The sequence below is a fragment of the Bradyrhizobium retamae genome (assembly GCF_001440415.1).
In the GTDB taxonomy this organism is placed as follows: Bacteria; Pseudomonadota; Alphaproteobacteria; order Rhizobiales; family Xanthobacteraceae; genus Bradyrhizobium; species Bradyrhizobium retamae.
The window spans coordinates 121,842-129,419 of sequence record NZ_LLYA01000101.1 but is presented as its reverse complement, the minus strand read 5'-3'; the positions used below and the strand labels follow the sequence as shown (position 1 = coordinate 129,419).

The 7,578-nt window shown below is 61.9% G+C and carries 8 protein-coding genes; 4 read left to right on the top strand and 4 right to left on the bottom strand.

What is annotated here, in order from left to right; genetic code table 11:
* Window positions 1-58 precede the first annotated feature (58 nt).
* The 3 genes from CQ13_RS12210 to CQ13_RS12200 form a co-directional block, all read right to left on the bottom strand.
* Window positions 59-916 carry a PCC domain-containing protein gene (locus tag CQ13_RS12210; RefSeq protein WP_057843133.1) on the bottom strand — a complete coding sequence of 286 codons (858 nt, stop codon included), beginning with the start codon at window positions 914-916 and terminating at the stop codon, window positions 59-61.
* 4 nt (window positions 917-920) lie between these two features.
* A complete protein-coding gene (locus CQ13_RS12205; RefSeq protein WP_430649680.1) occupies window positions 921-2,558 on the bottom strand; it encodes an acyl-CoA synthetase in 1,638 nt (545 codons plus the stop codon).
* Window positions 2,559-2,890: 332 nt separating this feature from the next.
* A complete protein-coding gene (locus tag CQ13_RS12200; protein ID WP_057843131.1) occupies window positions 2,891-3,292 on the bottom strand; it encodes an SPW repeat protein in 402 nt (133 codons plus the stop codon).
* A 388-nt stretch (window positions 3,293-3,680) separates the two neighbouring features.
* Between CQ13_RS12200 and CQ13_RS12195 the strand changes: the two genes are divergently transcribed.
* On the top strand, window positions 3,681-3,953 hold the full coding sequence (locus CQ13_RS12195; RefSeq protein WP_057843130.1) for a GNAT family N-acetyltransferase: 273 nt from the start codon (window positions 3,681-3,683) through the stop codon (window positions 3,951-3,953).
* A 312-nt stretch (window positions 3,954-4,265) separates the two neighbouring features.
* Here the strand turns inward: CQ13_RS12195 and CQ13_RS12190 are convergent, their stop codons facing one another.
* Window positions 4,266-4,643, bottom strand: coding sequence for a DUF3597 domain-containing protein (locus CQ13_RS12190; protein WP_057843129.1), 378 nt, complete (start codon window positions 4,641-4,643; stop codon window positions 4,266-4,268).
* Window positions 4,644-4,938: 295 nt separating this feature from the next.
* Between CQ13_RS12190 and CQ13_RS12185 the strand changes: the two genes are divergently transcribed.
* From CQ13_RS12185 to CQ13_RS40915, 3 genes are all read left to right on the top strand, one after another.
* Window positions 4,939-5,841, top strand: a complete 903-nt coding sequence (locus tag CQ13_RS12185) for a DUF2189 domain-containing protein (RefSeq protein ID WP_057843128.1) — start codon at window positions 4,939-4,941, stop codon at window positions 5,839-5,841.
* Window positions 5,842-6,059: 218 nt separating this feature from the next.
* A complete protein-coding gene (locus CQ13_RS12180; protein WP_057843127.1) occupies window positions 6,060-6,872 on the top strand; it encodes a lytic murein transglycosylase in 813 nt (270 codons plus the stop codon).
* 494 nt (window positions 6,873-7,366) lie between these two features.
* Window positions 7,367-7,519 carry a DUF1127 domain-containing protein gene (locus tag CQ13_RS40915; protein WP_074278622.1) on the top strand — a complete coding sequence of 51 codons (153 nt, stop codon included), beginning with the start codon at window positions 7,367-7,369 and terminating at the stop codon, window positions 7,517-7,519.
* Window positions 7,520-7,578 lie beyond the last annotated feature (59 nt).

Here is a 7,578-nt window from a genome sequence, read left to right as displayed (position 1 = left end):
TCCGTTGTCTCGGCTCCGACTACCCGCAAAACCCAAATGGTTCACAGGCTCTACGGATTCACACCACCTCCAGCACCAGCTCCATCGTCATCAGCACCGGATTGTCGCCGCGCATCAGCCGTCCCTCGGCGATGCCGCCGAGATAATCGACGAGCGCGACATCGAGCTCCGCGTGCAGCGTGCCGTCAGCACCGGGCGCGATCAGGCCGTCCCTGATCGCAAGCTCGGTCGCAAACGGCACCACGGTTCGGCCATCGGTGAAATGCGCGCCGATGGTGGAGCCGACGCCGCCGTGAATCCGCGCGCGCAGGATTCCGTGCTGCCGGCAGAAAGTCTCCAACGCCGCAGCAAAATCCTGGTTCGGCCGCAGCCGCAGCGCAAAGGCGCGGCTCGTGGTCTCGGCGTCCGTGCTCACGCACGCCACCGGCCCGAACAATTTGAAATTGGTCTCGGGATCGGGCTCGGCCACAAACATCGCGCCGTCGATGCCGAATGCTTCCACCGCGAACGATTCGGCGACGACGCTTTCCTCGGGAAGAATGTGGCCGCCGTGCAGTTGCCCGTCGGTCTCGGTCCATAGCCCGTGGCAATGGAAGAACGGCGCGCCGTCGCGCTCGCCGAGCGTCATCGCGCCGAGCTTCAGCCGCGTGATGCCGGCGGGCCGCAACATATCGCTGTAGAACGCGGCATTGGCGCCGGTCTTCGACAGCGCCGGCATCACATAGGCAAACGGCCCGAGTGCCCCTCCCCGCATGCTCAACACGCCGCCGGAAAATCCGGCTTCGGCGAAGCCGCCCCGCGCGGCCTCGAGCAGTGGCAGGCCCGCCTGCAGCGTGAACGAGAACGCCCGTCCCCGCGCCTCGACCCATTGGATGCGCTCGGGCGCGGGCGGCCCGGGCTGCGCGATGCTGCGCATCGGCTCAGCTATTCGTCTTGGAGATAAGGTCAAGCAGTCCCCTCGCCTCCAATTCATCGCGAACCAGCCGCTTCGGAATCTTGCCGTAACCGGACTTCGGCAGCGCCTCCCAGAAGAAGAAGCGCTTCGGCATTTTGTAGCGCGGCACCTTGGGCGCCAGGAATGCAGCAAGCTCCGCTTCGCTCACAGCAGTAGCGCCATCGCGCGCGACGCAGACGGCGACCCCTACCTCGCCCCAGAACGGGTCGGGCACGCCGAGCACGGCGACCTCGCCGATCGCGGGATGGGTGAGAATCTTCTCTTCGACTTCGCGCGGATAGATGTTGGAGCCACCGGAGATGTACATGTCCGAGGCGCGGCCGGTGATGTAGACGAATCCCTCCTCATCCATGTGGCCGAGATCGCCGGTACGAAACCAGCCGTCGCGAAACGCCTTCGCATTGGCCTCGGGGTTGTCATAATAGCCGGCGAACACGGCGGGGCCGATCACGCAGATCTCGCCGGTCTCGAACGGTTTGAGCTCGCGCCCGTCGTCGCCCTGGATCGACACCTGCATGCCGGTGCGCTCGAAGCCACAGGTACCGATGCGGGCCTGCGGGCCGTCCTCCGTGTCGTGCAGACTGGCCGGCATCACCGTGATGTTGCCGGTGACCTCGCCGAGGCCGAAATACTGCACGAGCACCTTGCCGAGCTTGTTCAGCGCGGCCTTCTGATCCTCGCGATACATCGGCGCGCCGGCATAGATCACGAAGCGCAGCGAGGAATGATCATATTTGTCGACCGCCGGATGCTCGACCATCATCTTCAGAATCGTCGGTACGGTAAAGATGTTGCTGACGCGATGAACCTCAATCAACCGGAACGCCTCGGCGATGTCGAATTTTTCCGACGGCAGCAGGATGGTCGGTACGCCGCGCGCCGCCTGCACGAGCTGGTGCACGCCGGCGCCGTGCGACAGCGGCGCGACCACCAGCGAGGCATCCGTCTCTGTGGTGCCCGGCATCAAATCGGCGAGATGATTGGTCACCACAAAGGACATCTGCCCATGTGTAAGAACCGCGGCCTTGGAGCGCCCGGTCGTGCCCGAGGTAAAGAAGAACCAGCAGGGATCGTCGTAGTCGACCGCCGCATTCTCGACCTTGGCGCCAGCATGCTCGGCGATCACGTCACTGACCGTCTTCTCGCCGAAGGCGCCCTCGCCGATCCTCCAGATGAACTCGAGCGCGGGATTGGCTGCCGCTGTGGCGTGGTCCGGGAAACCGCCATGGCACAAAAACGCCTTCGCACCGGAGGCGCTGGCGAGATAGGCGACCTCGTCCGGCATCAGGCGGAAATTGGTCGGCACCCAGACTGCGCCAAGCCGAAAGGCCGCGAACATCGACCAGAACATCTCGTCGCAATTTTTGGAATGGACGAGGATGCGGTCGCCCTTGGCGATACCGCGCGCGGCGAGGCCTGCGGCCAGAGCCGACACGGCACCATCGATCTCGCGCCAGGTCCAGGATTTGTCACCCCAGATGAAGCCAATGCGGTCGCCATGACGGCGGGCATTCTGGGTCAGCATATGCGCCAGATTCATCACCCGGCGCGACATCCGCGCGAGACCGCCGCGCGGGATAGGAATGGTCACCGTTTCAGTCACAGGGGATCAACCATCACGCTTCGGAAAACATACATAGAACATCTCATGGCAACGATAGCAGAAAGGCCGCGGTGAGCTCAAATCCGCCCTCGCGGCTTACCGGCCATGATAGTCTCGCCGCCAGCGGGCCAACGTCACCATGATCCAGCCACGCGTTCGCGTCCATAAGCCCGCGCAAATGATTTTCATCGGCCAATGGAAGATCAACGACATCAAGGCCGCGGTCAACGGCAGCCCGCGGTCGGTCGCGCGCTGCTCGTCGAGTCGTTCAAGTATCGGGATTAAATCGAGAGCCCGCCAGCCACGTGTGGGGCCGACGGGCTCTCCAGAATTTACTGCGGATGATTGGCCAATTCCTGATCGCTCAAGCGCCAGTCCTGCCAGAGCTGAAGTGCGCCCAGCAGGACGACGATTCCACCGAGGGCGACGTGCCAGGCCCGAAGCATGTCGTCACCGGCATAGCCGAATATGAAGGGCGAAGCGGCCAACCAGAGGCCGAGCGCGATCTCCCCCACCTCCTCCCAGCGCTGCAGTGCGACATATTCGAGTTGGGCCAGACCGAAGACCAGCATGCCGATCACGAACGTATTGAGGATCATGGTGCTGCGTTCGGCGTCCATCACGTCGTGGCTGGAGAACGGAAACCACGGCGATACCACGATCAGCACGCCAAGCAGCATGCCAAGCCAGTCTTCCCACGTGCGATGCTTGTTGAAGAAACTAAAGCCCGACATTGTAGACCTCCCCTTGAAAAGAGGCATACGTCGGCGGCCGCGATCACAGCACTTCCGATATCGAGCCCAGACCCGGCCGCCACGGCGGCGTATGTCATCCCAAAGACGTAGGAACCCCACCCCCGGTTGCAAGGCCTCGCCCGCAAAGATCCCGTGCGAGTGCACGTCCTTTATTGCAATGCACCGAGCCGCTGCAGGCTCTCGCGATTGCGCCAGCCGGCTCATGGAGGCGGTCAGTTGCGCCGATATCGGTGCCCAGCAACGTAGCGGTCTGACTCAAGACAGCATGTCAGCCAATCCCCAGCGAGGCAGTTGTCCGTTCGTCGCCGGTTTGCATCGGCCGGTTCATGTCCCTAAATCGAACGGTGAATCATCCGGGATTCGCTGCATGGCCGCCGTCCGCGACAACAAGGCTCAAAACCGCTTCGAACTCGACATCGACGGCGCCGTGGCGTTTGCGAATTATCGCGTCACGCCCGCGGCGGTCATCATCACCCATACCGAAACGCCTCGCGCCCTGCGCGGCCGCGGCATCGCTTCTGAGCTGATCAGGGGCGCGCTCGAACTGATCCGCGCCGACGGACGCAAGGTCATCGCCGGCTGCGGCTTCGTCGTGGATTATCTGCGCAGAAATCCGGAATTTGCCGATCTGACGGGATGAGCCAACGCATCACGCGAATCCTGTCGTCGCTGCGAACGCATGCGAACGCAGAGACCCATACGCCATGTCGTAAATCGTTGTGCTCGATCGAAGACACCATAGGCGATATTCTCGCCCGTCATTGCCTTCCGTGGTTATGGCCCCCCGCTTTCCGCGGGGGCGACGGCGTGGGTTTGGCACTCTCAAACGATCCGGATAGACATATCCGGCAGGCCCTCGAGCTTGCACAGGATAACGTCGCCCTTCAATCGCACCAAAAAAGAGAAGGCCCGCGCCGCCGCGGACCTTCTCATGTCAGGACCGAGCGAAGCGTCAGTGCTTGATATCAGGCGGCAGCTTGCCGCCATTGGCGGCCAATTTGGCCATGACCTGCTTGTGCAGCCAGATGTTCATGCTGGCCGAATCGTTGCTGTCTCCGGTGTAGCCGAGTTCTTTCGCAAGATCCTTGCGCGCGGCGAAGCTGGAATCGATGTCGAGCGCCTTCATCAGATCGACGATCGAGGTGCGCCACGCCAGCTTTTCACCCTTGGCCTTCACTGCCTGATCGAGGATCGGCGCGACGTCGACGGTCGCCGCGGGTGCAGCGGCCGCACCGGACGATGCGCCTCCCTCAACCGCACCGCCGCCGGCCGGCGCGGCGTCTGCCTTGGTGCCGAATATCGCGCTCATGATTTTTCCGAAAATGCTCATCGTTTGCTCCCAATGAGTTGAGGATGGGGTGAGTCTTGGAGGCACTGTTTTGACCGGCAGCACCAGGCCGGGATCGCTTGCAAGTCTAACCACCCAGGCGGAGCTTGCCAACGAAACATTCACCTAAGCGTGAGTGCGTTTGTTGCTGGTTGGGAGTACCCTATCTCGACAGTTCGCGACACGGCCAGTTCCACACTCTGTCTTCGCGTCTGGCCTGATCGTGATCGTTTTATGAAACGGCGCGTGTGTGTGTCTTTCGATTGGCGCGCAATGCGACCCGAGGGAGACAGCGACCATGGCCAACTATCACGGCAATGTCACATCGATGGCGCAGCGCGCACCGGATGCCGCCGCGCCAGTCATCCGAACCATCGGCTTCGCCGAACTGGGTCGCGCGTTGCGGCGCGGCTGGGAAGATTTCAAGGCGGTGCCAAGCCACGCCATCCTGCTGTGCGTGATCTATCCCGTTCTTGGACTGGTGCTGGCACGCGCAGTTCTCGGCTATTCTGTCATACCGCTGTTGTTCCCGCTGGCCGCCGGCTTCGCCCTGATCGGCCCATTCGCGGCACTCGGCCTCTACGAGATGAGCCGCCGTCGCGAACGCCGTGAACCGGCAACCGCCTGGGATGCGCTCGAGGTAGTACGCTCGCCGTCATTCGGCGCGATGCTTGGACTCGGCGTGCTGTTGCTGGCACTTTTCGTGACCTGGGTGGCGACCGCGCAGGCGATCTACATCGCTGCGTTCGGCTATGCGGGAGTGACCGGCTTTTCCGATTTCGCGACGCGCGTGCTGACGACGCCACAAGGCTGGTGGCTAATCGTGGTTGGCTGCGGCGTCGGCTTCCTGTTTGCCCTCGTCGCGCTCTGCATCAGCGTGGTCTCGTTCCCACTGATGCTGGAACGTCATGCCGGCGCCGGCGATGCGATGGTGACCTCGCTGCGCGCGGTTGCACACAACCCGGTGCCGATGGCGGCCTGGGGCTTGATCGTCGCAGTGCTGCTGGTCGCGGGAACGTTGCCGTTCTTCCTCGGCCTTGCCGTCGTCATCCCGCTGCTCGGGCACGCTACCTGGCATCTCTATCGGGAGACGATCGAGCCGGAACTCAACCCGCAGCCGCTCCCGCTCCGCCCGCACCGCGAGCGCAAGCCTGCTGCCGATTTTCCGGCCAATCTGTTCCCCTGGCGGCGCTGGGAATAACGTTATAGGCCTGCACGGAACCTGATCGACCAATCCGCCGGTCGAATCCGATCGGCGGATTGGCTGTTCACCTCTCACTAACGATGAATTGAGCACGTTCAACGGAATGGCATTGCGCGTACCTACATAAGCCTTGTTTTGGCCGACCTTGCTTCGAACATTCGGCGTGGGGTCGACACTAATGCTGAAGACGCATCGATCGTGGAGCGAACGGCACGATGATCTCTCGCCTTTCTCTGCGCGCTCTGACGTTGGGCGCGCTGTTGCTGAGCTCTGCGGCCGCGCTCGCGGCGCCCTGCGGCACGGGCTCATTCGAAACATGGCTGGAAGACTTCAAGAAGGAAGCCGCCTCCAAGGGAATATCGGCGTCCGCCATCCAGGCCGGCTTGACCGGCGTAACGTTCGACAAGAGTGTGCTGGCCCGCGACCAATCGCAAAAGGTCTTCAGCCAGAGTTTTGAGGAATTCTCCGGCCGCATGGTCCCGCCCAGGCTGACGCGCGGGTCCAACATGCTCAAGCAATACGGCTCGGTGCTCGGGCGCATCGAACAAGCGTACGGCGTGCCCGGAGAAGTCTTGGTGGCGATCTGGGGCCTGGAAACCGATTTCGGCGTCAACATCGGAAAATTCCCGACGCTGCGCGCGCTGGCGACGCTGGCTTATGATTGCCGCCGCACTGATATGTTCAAGGCCGAGTTGATGGACGCACTACGTATCGTCGAGCGCGGTGATATCGCGCCGCAGGAAATGCGCGGCGCCTGGGCCGGCGAAATCGGCCAGACCCAGTTCATGCCGTCGTCCTACATCAAGTTCGCCGTCGACTTCGACGGCAACGGCCGCCGTGACCTCCTGCGCAGCCCGCCCGACGTGCTGGCCTCGACCGCCAACTTCCTCGCCAACCACGGCTGGCGGCGCGGCAAGGACTGGGAGCCCGGCGGCGCCAATTTCGCCGCGATCAAGGAGTGGAACAAGAGCGAGGTCTGCGCAAAGACCATCGGTTATTTCGCGACACAGCTTTCGCGGGCGCCTTAACACGAACTCAGAGGGCTGACCGTGGTGACTAGGCCTTGCAGGCCGCCCCATTCACCAAGGCGGCCACTGCGGCAGCCGCGTTGTGACTGTCGATCGTAATAATGAATTTATATTCAATTCATTCTGCAAACGGCATGCGATACGCGCATAAGAAGATTCCAATGCGCCCGGCATTTGTGGCACGTTTTATCGCTCTTGAGGGCCGTCGAGCTGGTTTTCCGGCCTCCTGATCGTCAATTAAGGGTTATCTGACGATTACGAGAAACCCGCAAATCTACGGCATTACTTTTCCTTTTTGGCGCACGCCATCACGTGATTCTGCCGGCTAATCTGCGACTATGCCGAAACATTAAGCGCCCGTTACCATCGTTATGCGTTCTAGGATTAGCTGCATCGCAACATAATAAGTTCTGCACTGCAAAAACCCGAGCTATATTCATTTCAACGATGAAGTCGTCCTCCAAAGGCTGAATCGTAACTGCAAGGAGACTACCATGTTGCTCTCGCTCATCCGCATGATCCAGGCATTTCGGGATTATCAGCGCAATGTCAGCGAACTGTCCCAGCTCAGCGATCGCGAACTAGCCGACATCGGCCTTGATCGTTCGGACATTCCGCGCGTTGCCGCCGGAAACTATAACGGCTGATCATTGCTCAGCCGCCTGGATGAACGGATAACGCCCGCCCCGCTGCGGGCGTTGTCGTT